This window comes from Pseudoalteromonas sp. RW-H-Ap-1 (assembly GCF_048318575.1).
Lineage (GTDB): Bacteria > Pseudomonadota > Gammaproteobacteria > Enterobacterales > Alteromonadaceae > Pseudoalteromonas.
Map to the genome: position 1 here is coordinate 568,244 of NZ_CP166996.1, position 17,379 is coordinate 585,622.

The 17,379-nt window shown below is 40.1% G+C and carries 19 protein-coding genes, 1 tRNA gene, 1 other RNA gene and 2 pseudogenes; 19 read left to right on the top strand and 4 right to left on the bottom strand.

Features of this window, described 5'->3' with window-relative positions:
- Window positions 1-129: 129 nt before the first annotated feature.
- A non-coding RNA gene (ssrS, locus tag AB8618_RS02650) (6S RNA) lies at window positions 130-313 on the bottom strand.
- Between the two features lie 193 nt (window positions 314-506).
- Between ssrS and AB8618_RS02655 the strand changes: the two genes are divergently transcribed.
- The 13 genes and pseudogenes from AB8618_RS02655 (at window position 507) to alr (ending at window position 11,391) form a co-directional block, all read left to right on the top strand.
- The gene (locus AB8618_RS02655) at window positions 507-1,070 is read left to right on the top strand and encodes a UPF0149 family protein (protein ID WP_413401300.1); all 564 of its coding nucleotides are present in this window, start codon (window positions 507-509) and stop codon (window positions 1,068-1,070) included.
- 36 nt (window positions 1,071-1,106) lie between these two features.
- On the top strand, window positions 1,107-2,429 hold the full coding sequence (pepP, locus tag AB8618_RS02660) for a Xaa-Pro aminopeptidase (RefSeq protein ID WP_413401301.1): 1,323 nt from the start codon (window positions 1,107-1,109) through the stop codon (window positions 2,427-2,429).
- 14 nt (window positions 2,430-2,443) lie between these two features.
- Window positions 2,444-3,630 (top strand): annotated as a pseudogene (ubiH, locus tag AB8618_RS02665) (2-octaprenyl-6-methoxyphenyl hydroxylase).
- The gene (locus AB8618_RS02670) at window positions 3,627-4,793 is read left to right on the top strand and encodes an FAD-dependent monooxygenase (RefSeq protein WP_413401304.1); all 1,167 of its coding nucleotides are present in this window, start codon (window positions 3,627-3,629) and stop codon (window positions 4,791-4,793) included. Before ubiH ends, AB8618_RS02670 begins: the two are co-directional and overlap by 4 nt.
- A 396-nt stretch (window positions 4,794-5,189) precedes the next feature.
- Complete coding sequence (gene rpsF / locus AB8618_RS02675) at window positions 5,190-5,531, top strand: 30S ribosomal protein S6 (RefSeq protein ID WP_008110420.1); 342 nt, start codon at window positions 5,190-5,192, stop codon at window positions 5,529-5,531.
- Between the two features lie 43 nt (window positions 5,532-5,574).
- A complete protein-coding gene (gene priB, locus AB8618_RS02680; protein ID WP_008466122.1) occupies window positions 5,575-5,892 on the top strand; it encodes a primosomal replication protein N in 318 nt (105 codons plus the stop codon).
- Window positions 5,893-5,904: 12 nt separating this feature from the next.
- Window positions 5,905-6,132 carry a 30S ribosomal protein S18 gene (gene rpsR, locus AB8618_RS02685; RefSeq protein ID WP_002962753.1) on the top strand — a complete coding sequence of 76 codons (228 nt, stop codon included), beginning with the start codon at window positions 5,905-5,907 and terminating at the stop codon, window positions 6,130-6,132.
- A 36-nt stretch (window positions 6,133-6,168) separates the two neighbouring features.
- The gene (gene rplI, locus AB8618_RS02690; protein ID WP_008110407.1) at window positions 6,169-6,621 is read left to right on the top strand and encodes a 50S ribosomal protein L9; all 453 of its coding nucleotides are present in this window, start codon (window positions 6,169-6,171) and stop codon (window positions 6,619-6,621) included.
- Window positions 6,622-6,847: 226 nt separating this feature from the next.
- Entirely contained in the window at window positions 6,848-7,399 is a 552-nt protein-coding gene (locus AB8618_RS02695; protein WP_413401305.1) for an RNA polymerase sigma factor, read from the top strand.
- On the top strand, window positions 7,386-7,871 hold the full coding sequence (locus tag AB8618_RS02700) for a hypothetical protein (RefSeq protein WP_413401306.1): 486 nt from the start codon (window positions 7,386-7,388) through the stop codon (window positions 7,869-7,871). The genes AB8618_RS02695 and AB8618_RS02700 overlap by 14 nt, the downstream gene beginning before the upstream one ends.
- Before the next feature lie 9 nt (window positions 7,872-7,880).
- Window positions 7,881-8,819, top strand: coding sequence for a DUF4097 family beta strand repeat-containing protein (locus AB8618_RS02705; protein ID WP_413401307.1), 939 nt, complete (start codon window positions 7,881-7,883; stop codon window positions 8,817-8,819).
- A 113-nt stretch (window positions 8,820-8,932) separates the two neighbouring features.
- Window positions 8,933-10,312 carry a replicative DNA helicase gene (gene dnaB, locus AB8618_RS02710; RefSeq protein ID WP_010390854.1) on the top strand — a complete coding sequence of 460 codons (1,380 nt, stop codon included), beginning with the start codon at window positions 8,933-8,935 and terminating at the stop codon, window positions 10,310-10,312.
- Window positions 10,312-11,391, top strand: a complete 1,080-nt coding sequence (alr, locus tag AB8618_RS02715; RefSeq protein ID WP_413401308.1) for an alanine racemase — start codon at window positions 10,312-10,314, stop codon at window positions 11,389-11,391. Before dnaB ends, alr begins: the two co-directional genes overlap by 1 nt.
- Before the next feature lie 71 nt (window positions 11,392-11,462).
- On the opposite strand, the gene AB8618_RS02720 is transcribed toward alr, so the two are convergent.
- Window positions 11,463-11,702 carry a DUF2960 domain-containing protein gene (locus AB8618_RS02720; RefSeq protein ID WP_004588463.1) on the bottom strand — a complete coding sequence of 80 codons (240 nt, stop codon included), beginning with the start codon at window positions 11,700-11,702 and terminating at the stop codon, window positions 11,463-11,465.
- A 100-nt stretch (window positions 11,703-11,802) separates the two neighbouring features.
- Between AB8618_RS02720 and AB8618_RS02725 the strand changes: the two genes are divergently transcribed.
- From AB8618_RS02725 to AB8618_RS02735, 3 genes are read left to right on the top strand one after another with little or no spacing between them, the layout of a single operon-like run.
- Complete coding sequence (locus tag AB8618_RS02725) at window positions 11,803-12,054, top strand: hypothetical protein (protein WP_008110382.1); 252 nt, start codon at window positions 11,803-11,805, stop codon at window positions 12,052-12,054.
- A gap of 30 nt (window positions 12,055-12,084) precedes the next feature.
- Window positions 12,085-12,708 carry a nicotinamide riboside transporter PnuC gene (gene pnuC, locus AB8618_RS02730; RefSeq protein WP_413402927.1) on the top strand — a complete coding sequence of 208 codons (624 nt, stop codon included), beginning with the start codon at window positions 12,085-12,087 and terminating at the stop codon, window positions 12,706-12,708.
- A gap of 3 nt (window positions 12,709-12,711) precedes the next feature.
- Window positions 12,712-13,515 (top strand): phosphotransferase family protein, encoded by an 804-nt coding sequence (locus AB8618_RS02735; protein WP_413401309.1) that lies wholly within the window; start codon window positions 12,712-12,714, stop codon window positions 13,513-13,515.
- Here the strand turns inward: AB8618_RS02735 and AB8618_RS02740 are convergent.
- Entirely contained in the window at window positions 13,512-13,694 is a 183-nt protein-coding gene (locus AB8618_RS02740) for a helix-turn-helix domain-containing protein (protein ID WP_138605246.1), read from the bottom strand. The two genes, AB8618_RS02735 and AB8618_RS02740, sit on opposite strands and share 4 nt — an antisense overlap.
- 237 nt (window positions 13,695-13,931) lie before the next feature.
- Here AB8618_RS02740 and AB8618_RS02745 point away from each other — a divergent pair.
- Together AB8618_RS02745 and AB8618_RS02750 are read left to right on the top strand one after the other, a co-directional pair.
- Window positions 13,932-14,006, top strand: a tRNA-Arg gene (locus AB8618_RS02745).
- Between the two features lie 269 nt (window positions 14,007-14,275).
- The gene (locus AB8618_RS02750; protein WP_413401310.1) at window positions 14,276-15,493 is read left to right on the top strand and encodes an HD-GYP domain-containing protein; all 1,218 of its coding nucleotides are present in this window, start codon (window positions 14,276-14,278) and stop codon (window positions 15,491-15,493) included.
- Here AB8618_RS02750 and AB8618_RS02755 read toward each other — a convergent pair.
- Window positions 15,453-15,775, bottom strand: a pseudogene (locus tag AB8618_RS02755) (hypothetical protein). The gene AB8618_RS02750 and the pseudogene AB8618_RS02755 sit on opposite strands and share 41 nt — an antisense overlap.
- Before the next feature lie 282 nt (window positions 15,776-16,057).
- Between AB8618_RS02755 and AB8618_RS02760 the strand changes: the two are divergent.
- Window positions 16,058-17,359, top strand: coding sequence for an outer membrane protein transport protein (locus AB8618_RS02760; protein WP_413401312.1), 1,302 nt, complete (start codon window positions 16,058-16,060; stop codon window positions 17,357-17,359).
- Window positions 17,360-17,379: the final 20 nt, after the last annotated feature.

A 17,379-nucleotide genomic window follows, 5' to 3' on the forward strand; every position in this document is an offset into this window, starting at 1 on the left:
ACAAAGGGATAGGTGTTAGAAATAAGTTTAATATCGGGCTGTGGAGCCGCAGTTCGATATATTTAAAGACGAAAGATAGGGAATATTTAGTTATAAAGAAATGCTTGAAAACCTAAACTATAAAGGAAGGTGTTCCCCGAGAATGCGGTGCCCGGTGTCAGTCCTGAAACCTTGAGGTTTCAGGGCGGAAATCTGCGGTTTACCGTAGGCTTCTCGGTACATGCCGAGCTTGCACAATAGTAAACGAACAAAAATCCTGGTATAAAATTTATCGGCTCAGGGACTTAACCAAGCTCCTGCACCCCAGGGAACAAATTTAGTATATAAGACATATTCCAATCCTTAAACCCCAATCGTAAAAAATTCAACTGTTCGCTTAGTTTTTCTGCATCTTTAACTCACTGTTTACTTTATTGCGTGGTTTTTGAGCTTGATCATACAATTAATTGGAGTTGCTTTTTATCGAGTGGTAGCATTGCTTTAACTAGCAAAGCGAAGACTTGATTATGAACGATTTACCAGGTTACGAAAAAGCCCAACTACTTTTAGAAAAAAACGAAATATTTGTATCACCCGCAGAAGCGCATGGCGTTATTAGCGGTTTACTTGCTTGTGGGCTAAGCATTGACGATAAAGAATACTTAGGCTTACTGAGCGACGTATTTAATGATGGCGAGTCGTTTAGCAACGATTTAAAACAGTTTTTTGGTAAAGTTTATCAACAAGTTGTTGAAAGTTTTAATAACGAAGAGTTTCAATTTGACTTATTTTTACCTAGTGATGACGAAACACTCATCGATCAGGCTAACGGGCTCGTATCATGGGTAGCTGGGTTTATGTTGGGTTTTGGCTTAAAGCAAAAAGACTATGGCAAGCTGTCGGCAGATGTAAAAGAAGTGATTAGCGACTTTAGCGAAATTACGCGCCTTGACACAACCTTTGAAGAAACCGAAGAAGATAGCCAAGCACTGCATGAAGTGATTGAGTACGTACGCGTATCGGCACTACTGTGTTTTGCTGAGCTAGGCAAAGAGCAAAATCCACAAAGCAACAAAAAAACACTGCATTAATTGAGCAACACAATAAAAGTAATGGGTTAGTTATTAATGGTTGAAATACAAAAGTCAGAGTTTAAAGCGCGCCGCGAGCGTTTATTGGCGGCAATGGATAATAACAGTATTGCGATAATTCCCGCTGCAATAGAGCTCACGCGTAGCCGTGATACTCATTATCCGTTTCGACAAGACAGTGACTTTTTTTACTTAACTGGTTTTAACGAACCCGATGCCGTGTTGGTGCTTTGTAAGAACAGTGATACGCCTTCGCTATTATTTTGTTTAGATAAGGACAAACTTGCAGAAGTATGGCACGGCAGGCGAATTGGTTTTGAAAAAGCACAAAGCGAATACTTATTCGACAAAACTTATGCACTTAGTGAGCTAAATGAACAATTATTGAATTTGGTGAACGGCCAACAGATTTTATTTTATGCACAAGGGACGTATCCTGCCTTTGACGGCAAAGTATTTTCAATGCTTAACACTTTGCGCAGCGCTCCTAAAAAAGGGGATGCAGCACCGAGCACAATTAAAGATATTCGCCCTTTATTGCATGAAATGCGCTTATTTAAATCGCCAAGCGAAATTAACATTATGCGTGAGGGCTGTGAAATAAGTGCTCGAGCGCACATGCGAGCCATGCGTTTTCCCCACGTTGGCGCAACCGAGTTTCAACTAGAGGCAGAGCTTCATCATCACTATGCAATGAATGGGGCGCCACATCCTGCTTATGGCACTATTGTCGGCAGTGGCGATAACGCCAATATTTTGCACTACACCCAAAATAGCGATGTATTGAACAATGGCGACTTAGTGCTGATTGATTCAGGCTGTGAGCTACAAGGCTACGCCGCTGATATAACCCGTACTTTCCCCGTTAACGGTAAATTTAGCACTGAGCAAGCTGCGCTTTATAATATTGTACTCAAAGCGCAAGAAGTCGCTTTTAGCGAAATAAAACCCGGTGGTCTTTTATCTCAGGCAAATAAACTCGCTATGCAAGTACTAACCCAAGGGTTACTCGATTTAGGTATTTTAACCGGCGATTTTGATGAGTTAATGGCACAAGGTGCCTGTAAAGAATACTACATGCATGGCCTTGGTCACTGGTTAGGACTTGATGTTCATGATGTGGGCGATTACAAGGTTAATAACCAAGAGCGTGTCTTAGAGCCGGGTATGGTGCTAACCATTGAGCCCGGGCTGTATATTAGTAAAGACTCAAATGCGCCTCAAAAATACCAAGGTACAGGTATTCGTATTGAAGATAACTTATTAGTAACTGATTCAGGTCACGACAACTTAACCATTAGCGTGCCTAAAACAATTAGTGAAATAGAAGCGCTAATGCAAAGCGCTAAAAACGCATAAGCTTGGAGATAAAAGTGGCTAAGCAGTTTGATGTTGTAGTAATTGGTGGTGGTTTAGTCGGCGCAAGTTGTGCTCTGAGTATAAGTAAAAAAATCCCAGCTTAAATATTGCTGTAATTGAAGCAAATCAAGTAACCACTGATTATCACCCAAGCTTTGATGACAGAAGCATCGCACTTGCCCAGCAATCGGTAGAGTATTTACAAAGCCTCAATTTATTTGAAATGAACGCTCCCTATGCTGCGGCCATAAAAAAAGTGAGTGTGTCAGACAAGGGGCATTTTGGTAAAACCTATATAGAGTGTGAGGAGTTTGCAAAACCCTCATTAGGTTATGTAGTAGAGGTAAACCCATTTGGCAGAGCGCTGCATCAGCGCTTAATGCAATCAAACATATCGCTTTTTTGCCCAGATAGCGTAACAGCGATAAAACAAAGCGCTAATAGTAATGAACTTACATTACAAAGTAGTGAAAAACTGAGTGCTAAGTTGTTGGTGATTGCCGACGGCGCACAATCGCCAACCCGTAATTTATTGGAGCTCGGCTTTAATACCCAGCCTTATGAACAAGGTGCGATTATTGCCAATATAGAAGTCGCTGGTGGGCATAACCATCAGGCTTTTGAGCGCTTTACCCAAAATGGCCCTATGGCTTTATTGCCCATGAGTAATAACCGCTATTCGTTAGTATGGTGTATGCGTCAAGAGCATATTGAGCAGCATACATCGTTAAGTGAGCCAGATTTTATAAGTGCGCTGCAAACTGCCTTTGGTTATCGTGCTGGGCAGTTTATAAAAGTCGGTATGCGCGCCAGTTATCCACTGGTTTATGGGCAAATAGAATCGTTAACGGCGCATCGTACTGTGGTAATAGGTAACGCAGCACACGCCATTCACCCAATTGCAGGGCAAGGCTTTAATTTAGGGCTGCGAGATGTACAAGTGCTGAGTAACTTAATGGCAAACAGTGAACATAATTTAGGTAGCTATGCCTTTACTCGTCAATACTCAATTAAGCGCCGTGATGATATAAACACTGTGATGACATTGACAGATGCCTTGGTTCGACTTTTTTCAAACTCATCACGGGTGTTAGCGCTTGGTCGCAGTATTGGGTTATTTTCGATGGATTTATTCCCCGCATTAAAAGCCCCATTAGCAAAACAATTAATGGGTCAAGTTAAACAAGGTACACGTTTATGAAACAAGTACAGGTTTGTATAGTGGGTGGTGGCTGCGTAGGTTTAACGCTGGCGCTCGGACTTGCTAAAGCGAATATTAGCGTGGTTGTGTTAGATGCTGCCACAGCTCAAGCTCCACCGAGTGATGATTATGGCTTACGAGTTAGTGCACTAAGTATTGCCAGTCAAACCTTGCTTGAGCAGTTAAATGTATGGCCACATATAATAGCTGAGCGTGCTTGTGCTTATACGCACATGGATGTTCGTGATGCCGACAGCTTTGGAAAAATAGCCTTTAATAACGAGCAACTTGAGCTAGACCATTTAGGACACATTGTTGAAAACGACATTATTCGCTTTGCACTAATAAAAGAGCTTGAGCAGCAAAGTAATGCCACACTGATGTTTGATACCGAGTATCAGCAAATACATCAAAGTGAATCTGACGTATTTATTAATTTAAAAACTGGCGAGCCTATTATTACTAAGTTGCTGGTGGCGGCTGATGGCGCAAATTCAGCGATTCGTAAACAGTTTAATATGGCGCTGAGCTTTAAAGATTACGATCACCATGCGTTAGTAGCGACAGTTAAAACCAAAGAGTCACATGCAAATACCGCACGCCAAGTGTTTTTACCAACCGGGCCGCTAGCGTTTTTACCACTGAGCGATGAGCATACTCATTCAATTGTGTGGTCAACCAGCCCCAATCATTGCGATGAATTGCTAGCAATGGACGACACTACTTTTAACAAAGCAGTAATGGCTGCTATAGATGGCCAATGCGGTTTATGTGAAGTGCAAAGTAAGCGCGTCGCGTTCCCACTTAAAATGCGTTATGCCCAGCAATGGGTCAATGGTAACGTGGTGCTAATGGGCGATGCAGCGCATACCATTCATCCATTGGCAGGGCTGGGTATGAACCTGGGTCTAAAAGATGCCGCTTATTTAATCGAGCTATTAAGTAAAGACTCAAAAGAATTTGCCAATACGCGAACACTGCGTGATTACGAGCGCACCCGTAAGCTCGACGCACAAAAACACATCGCCATGATGCAAGGGCTAAAAGAGTTATTTGAAGGCGCAAACCCAGTTAAAAAGCTGGTTCGTGGAGTAGGGCTTTCACTCGTTGATAACTTAGGCCCAATCAAACACCTATTCGCTAAAGAAGCGATAGGCAAGTAATAAAGACAAGCGGTCAGTTTTTAGCTGTCAGCTTTTAGCCAAAGAAAAACCGATGTTTAGTTTAAACATCGGTTTTTTTGTTTATAGGCTAATGTACTTAAAAGCCATGTTTTTTACGCGAGCAAGCTCGGCGTCTACATTAAATATTAAGCACTTATCTTTATTTTATTTTTTGATATCAAGGGAGCATCCAATAATGTCTTCCCGAAACCCGAAACCCGAAACCCGAAACCCGAAACCTTTAACACTTATCTATCAAAGCTTAAAAAACCTGCTTGCTTAATTATCCTACTAAGCGTAAAATGCGCGCTCATTTCGGCTTTTAAACTATTAATTCCTTGCCTTAAACCGACCGGCCGAAACGGTAGAAGGCTCTATTAACCGTAAGGAATATCCATGCGTCATTACGAAATCGTATTCATGGTTCACCCTGATCAGAGTGAGCAAGTATCTGGTATGATCGAACGTTATACTGGTTCTATCACTGAAGCAGGTGGTACTATCCACCGTCTTGAAGACTGGGGCCGTCGTCAACTGGCTTACCCAATCAACAAGCTTCATAAAGCTCATTATGTTCTTATGAACGTTGAAGCACCAACTGAAGTAATCAGCGAGCTAGAAACTACTTTCCGCTACAACGATGCAGTGCTTCGTAACTTAGTTATGCGTACTAAAAACGCTGTAACTGAAGCGTCTCCTCTTGTAAGAGAAGAGAAGAAAGAAGCACCAGCTGCTTAATTGTTTTGAGTCCTAGCATGGCACGTAGTCAGCAGTTACTATAATGGTTAGCCCATATACGAATCAGCTGGTTATATCGGGGGTTGTTTGTAAAACACCCAAGTTTAGCCAAAGCCCCGCGGGCATACCGCATTGTATTTTTGTTGTAGAACATAAATCAATGCAAGTTGAAGCAGATCTTAACCGTAATAGCTATGTTAGGCTTCAGGTGGTTGCCAGTGGTAAGCAAATGCAACAACAGACTCAACATTTGCACGTTGGGCAGGCATTGCAAGTGAGTGGTTTTTTAAATCGCCACGAAGGTCGTAACGGCCTTAGCCAATTGGTTTTGCATGCTCAGCATATAGAAAGAATTATTTGAGGAATTAATCTCATGGCACGTTATTTCAGACGTCGTAAGTTCTGCCGCTTTAAAGCGGAAGGCGTACAACAAATCGATTACAAAGATCTAGCTACTCTTAGAAACTATGTTACAGAAAGTGGCAAAATCGTACCTAGCCGTATCACAGGTACTAGCGCTAAATACCAGCGCCAGCTAGCAACTGCTATTAAGCGTGCTCGCTACTTAGCCCTTCTTCCATACACTGACTTACATAAGTAAGCAGCGGATTAACACGTTTTTAAAAGGTGTAGAAACATGCAAGTTATTCTACTAGATAAGATCGCTAACCTAGGTGGCCTAGGTGACCAGGTTGTTGTTAAATCTGGCTTCGCACGTAACTTCCTTTTCCCACAAGGTAAGGCAGTTCCTGCAACTAAAGCAAACATTGAAACGTTTGACGCACGTCGCGCAGAACTAGAAGCAAAAATCGCTGAACAGTTAACTGCAGCACAAGCACGCGCTGACAAACTTGAAGCATTAGCTGAAGTTACATTGGTATCTAAAGCTGGTGACGAAGGTAAATTATTCGGTTCAATCGGTACTCGTGACATCGCTGACGCTATCTCAGCTGTTGGTGTTGAAGTTGCTAAATCAGAAGTTCGTTTACCTCTAGGTACTATCCGTGAGACTGGCGAATTTGACGTTGCAATCGCAGTACACTCAGACGTAACAGCTACTATTAAAGTAATCGTTATTGCTGAAGCTTAATTTTTAGAATTAAGTTTAAAAAAAACCGTGCTTTGCACGGTTTTTTTGTGTCTAAAATTTATAACCCAAAGCAATAAATTGTTTGTTGTGGGTAAAATTAAGCACGTTTCTAAAATAAAGCTTCATTTTTTACAAATATTTTTTATTTCATTTAAACCTTTCTATTCTTCTGCGCGTCTTATAAGTTAAATTGCAATTACATAATTATAAACAGGAAAAATTTGCGATGTTAATGGACGCTAATCAGCCAATAACTGATCAAGTGCAGCAAATGCTTATTGATCAAGTTAAAAACGGCGACCAGTTAGCTTATAAAGCGCTCTATGACATGCATAAAGCAAAAGTTTATGGCTTATGCCTGAGGCTTATAGCCGATGAGGAGTATGCACAAGATGCTACCCAAGAAGTGTTTGTGCAAGTATGGAACAAAATAGCGCAATTTGATGGACGTTCGCAGTTTTCCACTTGGCTTTATAGTGTCGCCAGTAATATTGCTATTAGTTATGTGCGCAGGCAAAAACATTGGCTTAATAAAGTAATTAGCTTTGAGCAAAGCGGAATGGATGAACAAGCTGCACATGACTGTAACGGATTAAATGGGCTAGATAAATTAATTATTAGGCTGCCTGAGCGCGCAAGAATGGTATTTGTGCTTTATGCAGTAGAAGGTTACAGGCATGAGGAAATTGCAACCCTGTTAGGTATGGCGGTAGGATCTAGTAAGGCGCAATATCATCGTGCAAGGCAATTATTAAAGCAGTGGTATGAAAATGAGTAAAACAAATTTTGATGACTACTTAAATGAGTCTTTAACCCAGTTAGATAAAAATATTCCACCAAAAAAAGAACTGTGGAATGGGATTGAGCGCGCAATAATAGCTAATAATCAGCCCACTATTAATACTAATCAATATTGGCCAAAGCTCACCGCCATTGCTGCATGTTTTACCGCGGTTTTGGTCAGCACAGTATTGTTATTTAAAGTATCAGAGGCAAATACTGCAGTGGCAATGAGTGAGTTTTTTACTAAACAAAAACAAAGTTTACTAGTGCAATATCAAAGCCAAGCAGCATTGACCGACAACTGGCAAGTACAGTTACAAGAACTTGAAGATGCAGAGCAAGCAATAAAGCAAACTCTTGAAAATGAACCGAAAAACAAGGCGCTATTGTCTATGTTAGCGCAAGTTTATCAACAACAACTCGACTTAATTAACAAGGTGCACGCACCGCGTTGGCAACACATCTAGGAGAAATAAATGAAAGCAATAATATTAGGGATCGCTTTATTACCCATGGCCGTACTTGCTGGTGAAAAAATAGATCAGCAAATTGAGGTACCCAATGCTGGAGTGATCCACATTGAAAACCAGCGTGGTGATATTAAAGTAACAGGTTGGGATAAAAACCAATTTAAAGTAACCGGTGAGCTTGATGATAAGGCACAAGGCTACACACTTAAAACACAAGGCAATAAAACCCAGTTTATTGTGAAGATGCCTGAACTTTCTAATTGGGATAATAATAACAATGGCTCAACGCTCACTATTTTTATGCCAAAAACTAGTGCACTAGAATTTGTGGGTGTTAATGCATCTATAACGGCCAAAGAGTTACAAAAAGGCACTGAAATTGATGTAGTTAATGGGGCTATTACAGTAAACGATCTTAATGGCGATATTAAGCTGACCACTGTAAATGGAGACATCAAGGCAAAAGCACTTAATGGTAAAGTTCAATTTGAAACTGTTAATGGTTCGATTGATGATCAGCAATCTAGCGGTGAAGTTCGTTTTAGTGCGGTTAATGGCGATATTACATCAAACTCGACGGCCAATGATATTCGCTTAGAAAACGTAAATGGCGATATTAACTTTAATTTAGATACAATTAAAGAGTTACAAATAAGCACCGTTAATGGCGAAGTTAAAGTACAAATTAACCGCCTTCTGAGTGATGCTGATGTGAGTTTTGAATCTGTTAGTGGTAACGCTGCGTTTTATTTCCCTGCTGATTTATCTGCACAATTTGAGGTGGAAGCACACGCTGGCGGTAAAATTGACAACCAGTTAACTAACGATCAAGTGCAAAAAGCCAAATATGGCCCAGCAAGTGGAATTAAGTTTAATACTAATGGCACTGATGCTAGCGTAGAGATGAATACTATTAGCGGTGTTATCGAACTTAAACGTCAATAATTAGCTATTTTATTTCAAGTAACAAAAAGCAGGAAAAGATTTCCTGCTTTGCTATTTGCACAGCCCCGCCAAGTCGATAGAATAGAGCTATTCAATTTTAGTACTGTGAAGTTATGGCCAAACCAGATAAGCAAGTCGACACTCTTAAAGTTCCTCCCCATTCAATAGAAGCTGAACAATCTGTTTTAGGTGGTTTAATGCTTGATAACCAAGCATTTGATCGCGTAGCTGAACTTGTTGTGGCGCAGGATTTTTATACCCGTACCCATAAGCTTATTTTTGAGGCGATGACAGCTCTTGCTGAAATTGGTGATCCGATTGACTTAATCACAATTTCTGAGAGTTTAGAAAAAAATAACCAGCTGTCAGGTATTGGTGGATTTGCGTATTTAGCCGAAATAGCAAAAAACACCCCAAGTGCTGCCAATATTGACGCTTACGCAAGTATTGTTCGCGAGCGCGCCGTTGTTCGTGAAATGATTGGTGTTGCCAATGAAATAGCCGAAGCGGGCTTTAATCCTGAAGGGCGTACTAGCCACGACTTACTTGATTTTGCTGAAAGTAAAGTATTTAAAATTGCTGAGCAGCGTACAAAAAGTAGTGAAGGCCCACAAAGCATTCACAACATACTTGAAAAAACCGTTGATAAAATAGAAGAGCTTTATCAATCACCACAAGATGGTGTGACCGGTGTGAGCACGGGTTATGCTGATCTTGATAAAATGACTACAGGCTTGCAGCCATCTGATTTAATTATTGTGGCAGCGCGTCCATCAATGGGTAAAACCACTTTTGCGATGAACCTTGCTGAACATGCCGCAATGACTCAAGACAAGCCAGTGCTTATTTACTCACTAGAGATGCCCTCTGAACAAATTATGATGAGGATGCTGGCGTCCCTTGGCCGAATTAACCAAACTAAAGTACGTACTGGTCAGCTAGATGACGATGACTGGGCGCGCCTTTCATCAACCATGGGATTACTCATGGAAAAAGGCAAGATGTACGTTGATGATGCCTCAGGCTTAACACCTACCGATGTTCGCTCACGTGCACGTCGTATAGCACGTGATCATGGTGGTATTAGTATGATCATGGTCGATTACCTGCAATTAATGCGTGTACCTAGCTTGTCAGATAACCGTACCTTAGAAATTGCCGAAATTTCACGCTCACTCAAAGCATTAGCGAAAGAGTTACAGTGTCCGGTTGTTGCTCTATCGCAGCTTAACCGTACTCTAGAGCAACGTGCTGATAAACGTCCAATTAACTCAGATTTACGTGAGTCAGGCTCTATTGAGCAAGATGCCGATTTGATCATGTTTATTTATCGTGATGAAGTATACAACGAAGACAGTACTGAAAAAGGTATTGCCGAAATTATTATCGGTAAACAGCGTAACGGTCCGATTGGTAAAGTACGCCTAACCTTCCAAGGTCAATTTTCTCGCTTTGATAATTATGCGGGGCCTGCTGTAGATGATGATTACTAATGCGCTTAGCTACTGCTGAAATTAATTTAATCGCGCTTGAACACAACCTAGCACAGGTAAAACGCTTTGCGCCCAATAGTAAAGTAATGGCCGTACTTAAAGCCAATGCTTATGGGCATGGTTTAGTCACCATAGCGCAGCATTTAAACGAGGCCGATGCATTTGCGGTTGCGCGTATAGATGAGGCGTTAGCACTGCGTGCCGGTGGCCTTACAAAACCGATTGTGTTGCTAGAAGGTTTTTTTCATCAAGAAGACTTACCTATTTTATTGGCGAATAATTTTCAAACCATTATTCATGATGCGATACAGCTGAAAATGCTGGAAAGTGCGCAGCTAGATGCGCCTTTAAATTGCTGGTTAAAAATAAATACCGGGATGCATCGCTTAGGTATTGCGCCTGAGCAGTTTGATATGTTTTATCAGCGACTACAAGCCAGCCCAAATGCACAAAACAAAATAAATTTAATGACTCACTTTGCCTGTGCCGATGATGTAAAAAATACTAAAACAGTGCAGCAAATAAGTTTGTTTGATAATTTAACCCAAGAGGTTAATCAAGCCCATTGTTTATCAAACTCTGCGGGAATTATAGCGTGGCCAAGTGGTCATGGTGATTGGGTTAGACCCGGGCTAATGCTTTACGGTGTATCGCCTATGGCCAATCACACAGGTAAAGATCATCAATTAAAGCCTGTAATGCGCTTAACCACTAAGGTAATAGCAGTGCGCAATGTAGGGGCACATGAACAAGTAGGTTATGGCGGCCGCTGGCAAAGTGATAAACCTACGGTGTTGGCTGTGGTTGCACTGGGCTACGGTGATGGTTATCCACGTCATGCAAAAGAAGGCACACCTGTGATTATAAATGGTCACCGTTACGGTATTGTGGGTAGTGTAGCCATGGACATGATCACCCTTGATATAGGTAATAATGAGCACAACGTCGAAGTGGGTGATGAGGTGATTATGTGGGGACCGGAGTTACCAGTAGAAGAGATTGCACAATGTGCTGATACTATTTCTTACGAGTTATTGTGTAATATTACACCGCGCGTAAGTTATGAGTACCAGCGATAATATTTATTATTAAAGATATGCGGTAAGTTTACATTGCTGACATGATCGTGATGTTAGTTTAATGAGTATGGCTACTCTTTTATAAAGTAAATATCGCTAAAGCCCATACGCGCAAATTCTTGGTCACGAAAGTTACGCACAGCTGATGACCCTTTAGAGGTCATTTCAATTTGGCGTACCATGTTTAAGTAGTTAGTTAAATCAATACCTTCAGCAGCCGCAATAGCCTGGTACATATCGTGGTATTTATCTTTTGCGAAGTTAATCTCGCGCGGTTGATTTTTAAAAGTATAGGTAATTCTGCGTGCCATAATAAGCTCAGTTAAATTGAGTGTTAGTGTAATTTTACACTGTATTTAAGTTGCGTTGAATGATTAGTTGAAATCAAATAATTAAAAAGTTGAGTTTGAAATGAAATTATCAGTAGAGATCAGTAAATACCCGCTTCACCAAGATTATATTCCCTTTATTAAAGGCTTTATCGACAGAGTAAATGCCTATGAAGAGCTCAAAGTAATCACGAATACCATGTCGACTCAAATATTTGGTGATTATGACTTAGTAATGCAGGTGATCAGTACAGAGATTAAACATTCTTACGAGCAATTTGGTAAAGCTATCTTTGTGTGTAAATTTATCTCGGGTGATTTATCTCCCGAATAACCTCCTAACAAACACGGTCGTTTTATAATGATGGAATTTATAACGCAAGTACTTAGTGGTTTCACTGCCATGTCGCATTGGGAGTATATTGCGGTGGCTTTATCAATGGCGTATTTATTATTAGCTATAAAAGAGAATTTATGGTGCTGGCCAGCGGCTTTTTTTAGTACGTTTATTTATACCATAATGTATTGGAATGGCGCGTTGCTAATGGAGTCATTACTGAACTTTTATTACATGTACATGGCTGTGTTTGGGTGGGTTGTGTGGCGAAAAGGTAAAGCTAATCAAGCGCAACGGTTGATTACATCTTGGCCTGTAAACCGACATGTCATTTTAATAGTATTAACTACTCTGGCGTCATTAGCGATTGGTTACGTGATGCAAAATTACACCCATGCAGATTTTGCTTATCTGGATAGTTTTACTACTTGCTTTGCAGTGGTCACTACTTACTTAGTAGCTAAAAAAGTGCTCGAGAATTGGTTATATTGGATAGTGATTGATGCTGCATCAATGTATTTGTATTACGAAAAAGGTTATTACCCAACACTCGTGCTTTTTATATTTTATACCGTTATGGCAGCGTGGGGGTTTAAAACGTGGTACGAAGAGTATGAGCAAAGCCAAGCAAAACCAATGGCGCAACTATAATTCATGAAACAGCATTCTCAGTTAGTTAATATTTGTAGTGCGTTTTTAGCACCTAGCAAAATAACCTCAACAGAGCATTTGGTTAATGGCTTAAGTAACGATAACTTTTTAATACATACTGACTCCCAATCTTACTTATTAAAATGTTATCAATCATGTTGGCCAGAAGTAGCGCTAAATGCTCAATATGAGCTTAGTAAGCAACAAGTTTGCCCTGCACCTGTTTGGCTTGATAAACAAAATAAGCGAGCGGCTTTTACTTATGTAGAGGGAGAGGTTGCAGAGTCTTACTTAGCTATGCCGCTATTGGCTAAGCTGGCTAAAGTACACGCTCATACAACGAATACTCAAACGATGGATATTGCATCACAATTGCAAGCCTATCGGCATTTATTGGTGTTTAAACAGTTTGATAAGCACTTAAATAAAGTACTAGAAAACATTGCCAATATGCCCATAGAACACGGCTTTTGCCATAATGATTTAGTAAAAGAAAATATAATCGTTAACCCAAAAGGCGTCTATTTAATTGACTTTGAATACGCTCAAACTAACGATGTTTATTTTGATCTTGCTGCGCTAGCCGTTAGTTTTAACTTAGATAGTTCAACTAAACAGGCTTTGCTTAAAGGTTATCAAGTATATAAGGCGTCAGAGCTATTTTACCTATCTATGCACAAGCTTGAGTGCTACCAAGTAGTTTATTTGCTGTTATGTATAGGCTGGTATGAGCAACGCGCCATCAACAACAAAGTTGTTGAACTGCGCGCGCAATTGGATGAGCTTTTAGCATCAATGGGGAGTTAAAGCCCACCAAATCGAGCTGCTAGCTCTTTATATTTAGCTACTTCATCGGAGTCATATTGTGGTTCGCCATTAGCATCTTCACTTTTGGCAATAAGTAAGCTTTCGCGTGTTAAGCGTTTAACTCGCTCGACTTTAACTCCTAAAAACTCAGCAACTTGTTCTGTTGACATTAACTTCATAATTACTTCCTCATGTTTAATCTATCCGTTCAGTGACAATAATAGATAATATGTGTCTAAAGCGTTACTGTTTTTTTATAGAATATAAATAAATAGCGCTTTTTTTACCTTTTGTTAAGTGATTAGTTTAAATTATAGACATGTAAACGAATCATGCTGGTATTTATACAAAGATGCCTTTATTATTGCGCATGCTAAAGCATTGATATCGCGAGTTGATGTGGCGGCAACAAATGTGCTCTCGTGGTGAAATGGATATCACGTGGCCCTCCGGAGGCTGAGTTGTAGGTTCGATCCCTACCGAGAGCGCCATTTGCGTTTACTTTTTACTCCCCCTAAAAACCATTAAAGCTATTTAAACTCGCTTGCGATTTTTATTCTTCGTTAAATAATAATGCTTGTAGCAATCTAATTTACACCGTTAGGCGTATATTCAGTGCTATGTTTTTAGTTTAATATTAACAGTCGCAAGATTTTTAGTATTAATAATTTATTATTACCCTAAAATCGAAAGCTAGACTTTTATAGCCAAATAATGCTATTAAAGTAAATATCCCTTAATTATAGAAACCCTCACATTTATGTTAGTTACCTTACCTATATCAGAGCTCATTCCCGGCATGTACGTAAATAGCGTGACGAAGCAGCAGGAGAGTGTGGATGGTATAAAAATTAAAACCAGCGGTTTGGTACGTGATAAATCTATAATTCAGCGTTTAATTACTGAAGGAGTGTTAGAGCTTCTTATTGATTTTACAAAAAGTGATGTAGCTGTACCGTCTAAATATAAAGTAAAAGAAAAACCACAAGCCGATGCTACAAATCAAGATAAGCCCGCCAGTAAAAAGCGAGTTGTCAGCTTGCAACAAGAGTTTGCCAAAGCCAGCGTTAGTTATGATGCTCACAACAGAAAGTTACAAAGTATTTTTGGTGATTTAACCTCAGGTTTGTCACTGAATACTGATGCACTTAATGAGATAAGTAATGAAATAGTTAGCTCTGTATTTCGCAATGAACATGCTATGACTATTTTAACTCGCATAAAAGATAAACATAGCTATAACTGGCGTCATATGATCAATTGCACCATTTTTACGGCGGTATTCGCTAAGTATTTAGGGTATAAACGCGAAGTGGTTCAAGAGCTTGCTATGGGGGCATTGATGCATGACTTAGGGCAGGCTAAATTACCTCAAGGAATATTCTCAAAGCCTGGCAAAGTTACGGGTAATGAGATGACGGCAATAAAAAAGCATGTTGCACAATGCTTAGGGCTATTAAAAGGTGAGAAAGGTATCACCACTTTAATGCTGGATATGATTGTGAATCATCATGAGCGCCTTGATGGTTCTGGTTATCCTCGAGGAGTAGATGACAGCAAAATAAGTCGTCCTGCTCGGATTTTAGCGATTGTTGATGTATACGATGCACTTACAGCAGATAGGCCGCACCAAGAAGGGGACGAGCCTATAAATGCGTTGCGTTATCTGTTAGCAAACAAACAGCTATTTGATGCAGAGTTAGTACAGCTATTTATAAAGTGCTTAGGTGTTCACCCCGTGGGTACTATCGTTAAGTTAACCAATGAGCGTTTGGCCTTGGTGCTAGAGGGGAATCATTCAAACCCAATTAAACCTAAAGTTAAGCTTTTTTACAACGCAAAACATAATCATCATGTTACTGCAAAAGATATTGATTTGAGCTTAAATAATGATGAAGTAAAAATACAAGCAAGTGTAAAACCTGCTGATTATAAAATTAACTTACCTCGACTTTTAAAAGAGCATCTACTGCTTTAGCCTTTTGGCATCGTCTTTTTCTGTTTGTTTTAGCAGAAATATACCCACCTAAAAAGCAATTACCCATTAACGTTATCCACAATAACGTGCCTAATTCTACATGCAGTGCTAAGCAGCAAAAAACCAAAGAAATAATCGCCATACTAATGGCTGCTAACCAATAGTGATTGACTGGGTTGTCACATTTACCTGCCTGCGTACACGCGCAATAATTTGCTTTATAAAAAAATAAACACTTATACCGCAAAAAATAAGCGCTGTAACAATAAGTAAAATGATCACTGTCTTCTCCCTTGGTGACTTTATTAGCAGTGTAAATTGCAACGTAAGCTAAGTCAATGCAAATGAGAATTAATATCATTAGAGTATATACTCTAATACCATACTTCTGCTCCGATGAGTTTTAAATAGTTGTTAAAATGTAGTTAAAAAACGTGTTTTTTGATGTTTTTTAACGTTTTAGTAGAGTTTTTTATAAAAATTTAAGGTAGTGTACGCGGGTTTGAAATCCTAATAACAACACACATAGCTATCCAAACAGTGAGTTTGGCTAAGGACACAACAATGAAATTTACTAAAACTCTTATTGCGGCATCGCTGGCATTTGTTTCAGCAGATACCTTTGCAGCGGCTTTTCAGCTTGCTGAACAAAACGTATCTGGTTTAGGCCGCGCATACGCAGGTGAAGCGTCTGTAGCAGACGATGCGTCTGTGGTTGCACGTAACCCAGCATTAATGACGTTGTTTAAAGAGAAGCAACTTAGTGTTGCAGCTATGGCTGTAATTCCTGACGTGAGCCTTGAAGGTACAGGTAATGTCTACGGTTTAGATAACAGCGTACTAGATGATGACAGCATCGCACCTAGCGCGATTATTCCTGCTGGTTATTTCACTATGCCAGTAAACGATAAAGTATCCGTTGGTTTTGGTGCATTTTCTAACTTTGGCTTAGCGACTGAGTTTAACGATGATTACGCAGCTGGCCAAATTGCCGGTGAAACTGAAATTGTTACGGTAAACATGAACGCAAGCGTTGCTTATAAAGTTTCAGAGCAGTTTAGCTTTGGTATCGGCTTAAATGCAATTTATGCAGAAGCGAAGATTATTCGTAAGTTTGGTGTTGTACCTCCAGTGAACGCTGCTATAGCGTCTATTCCTGCAAGTGCTGATGCTGTTCACCTTGAGGGTGACGACATGGGCTACGGCTTAAATGTTGGCTTAATGTATCAGCTAAGTGAAAACAGCCGTTTTGGTTTTAACTACCGTACAGAAACAGACATTACTTTTGAAGGTGAGTACTCGAATGAGCTACCTTCATTTATTCCTGGTGGGTTGAACGGTCAAGTTGAATTACCTGGCTCAGTTGAAATTACATTACCAGCAATTGCTGAGTTCTCTGGTTCTCACCAATTAGATGAAAAACTAGGCGTTCACTACAGCGTATTGTGGACAGGTTGGAGCAGCTTTGATTCATTAGAAGCACAAGTTACTGCACCTACAGGTGGTAAGTTCAGCGCGTTTGAAAAAACAGAAGACTTCTCTGATGCACTGCGCTACTCAATCGGTACCGATTACCAGTACAGCGAAAACTTAATGCTTCGTGCTGGTTTTGCCTTTGATGAATCACCAGTATCACAACAGCATTTATCAATTTCTATCCCTGATACAGACCGTTTTTGGTTCTCGTTTGGTGGTAACTATGCGATCGATGAAAACTCAAATGTTGATTTAGGTGTGAGCGTATTACGTGGTAAAACACAAAACTTTACTGAAAAAGTAGAAAGCGAAACATTACCACAGCAATGGTCTTTTGAATCAAAAGGTCATGCAGTATTGTTAGGCGCGCAGTATAACTACACATTCTAATTCTGCCTAGAACCTAGAAC

What these genes read in the sequence shown, in the direction of transcription:
- dnaB (WP_010390854.1), top strand. Translation starts at nt 8,933, where the DNA reads ATGGCCAAACCAGATAAGCAAGTCGACACTCTTAAAGTTCCTCCCCAT.
- rplI (WP_008110407.1), top strand. Translation starts at nt 6,169, where the DNA reads ATGCAAGTTATTCTACTAGATAAGATCGCTAACCTAGGTGGCCTAGGT.
- rpsR (WP_002962753.1), top strand. Translation starts at nt 5,905, where the DNA reads ATGGCACGTTATTTCAGACGTCGTAAGTTCTGCCGCTTTAAAGCGGAA.
- rpsF (WP_008110420.1), top strand. Translation starts at nt 5,190, where the DNA reads ATGCGTCATTACGAAATCGTATTCATGGTTCACCCTGATCAGAGTGAG.
- AB8618_RS02725 (WP_008110382.1), top strand. Translation starts at nt 11,803, where the DNA reads ATGAAATTATCAGTAGAGATCAGTAAATACCCGCTTCACCAAGATTAT.
- priB (WP_008466122.1), top strand. Translation starts at nt 5,575, where the DNA reads ATGGTTAGCCCATATACGAATCAGCTGGTTATATCGGGGGTTGTTTGT.
- AB8618_RS02695 (WP_413401305.1), top strand. Translation starts at nt 6,848, where the DNA reads ATGTTAATGGACGCTAATCAGCCAATAACTGATCAAGTGCAGCAAATG.
- AB8618_RS02735 (WP_413401309.1), top strand. Translation starts at nt 12,712, where the DNA reads ATGAAACAGCATTCTCAGTTAGTTAATATTTGTAGTGCGTTTTTAGCA.
- pepP (WP_413401301.1), top strand. Translation starts at nt 1,107, where the DNA reads ATGGTTGAAATACAAAAGTCAGAGTTTAAAGCGCGCCGCGAGCGTTTA.
- AB8618_RS02700 (WP_413401306.1), top strand. Translation starts at nt 7,386, where the DNA reads ATGAAAATGAGTAAAACAAATTTTGATGACTACTTAAATGAGTCTTTA.
- alr (WP_413401308.1), top strand. Translation starts at nt 10,312, where the DNA reads ATGCGCTTAGCTACTGCTGAAATTAATTTAATCGCGCTTGAACACAAC.
- AB8618_RS02670 (WP_413401304.1), top strand. Translation starts at nt 3,627, where the DNA reads ATGAAACAAGTACAGGTTTGTATAGTGGGTGGTGGCTGCGTAGGTTTA.
- pnuC (WP_413402927.1), top strand. Translation starts at nt 12,085, where the DNA reads ATGGAATTTATAACGCAAGTACTTAGTGGTTTCACTGCCATGTCGCAT.
- AB8618_RS02760 (WP_413401312.1), top strand. Translation starts at nt 16,058, where the DNA reads ATGAAATTTACTAAAACTCTTATTGCGGCATCGCTGGCATTTGTTTCA.
- AB8618_RS02705 (WP_413401307.1), top strand. Translation starts at nt 7,881, where the DNA reads ATGAAAGCAATAATATTAGGGATCGCTTTATTACCCATGGCCGTACTT.
- AB8618_RS02720 (WP_004588463.1), bottom strand. Translation starts at nt 11,702, where the DNA reads ATGGCACGCAGAATTACCTATACTTTTAAAAATCAACCGCGCGAGATT.
- AB8618_RS02740 (WP_138605246.1), bottom strand. Translation starts at nt 13,694, where the DNA reads ATGAAGTTAATGTCAACAGAACAAGTTGCTGAGTTTTTAGGAGTTAAA.
- AB8618_RS02750 (WP_413401310.1), top strand. Translation starts at nt 14,276, where the DNA reads ATGTTAGTTACCTTACCTATATCAGAGCTCATTCCCGGCATGTACGTA.
- AB8618_RS02655 (WP_413401300.1), top strand. Translation starts at nt 507, where the DNA reads ATGAACGATTTACCAGGTTACGAAAAAGCCCAACTACTTTTAGAAAAA.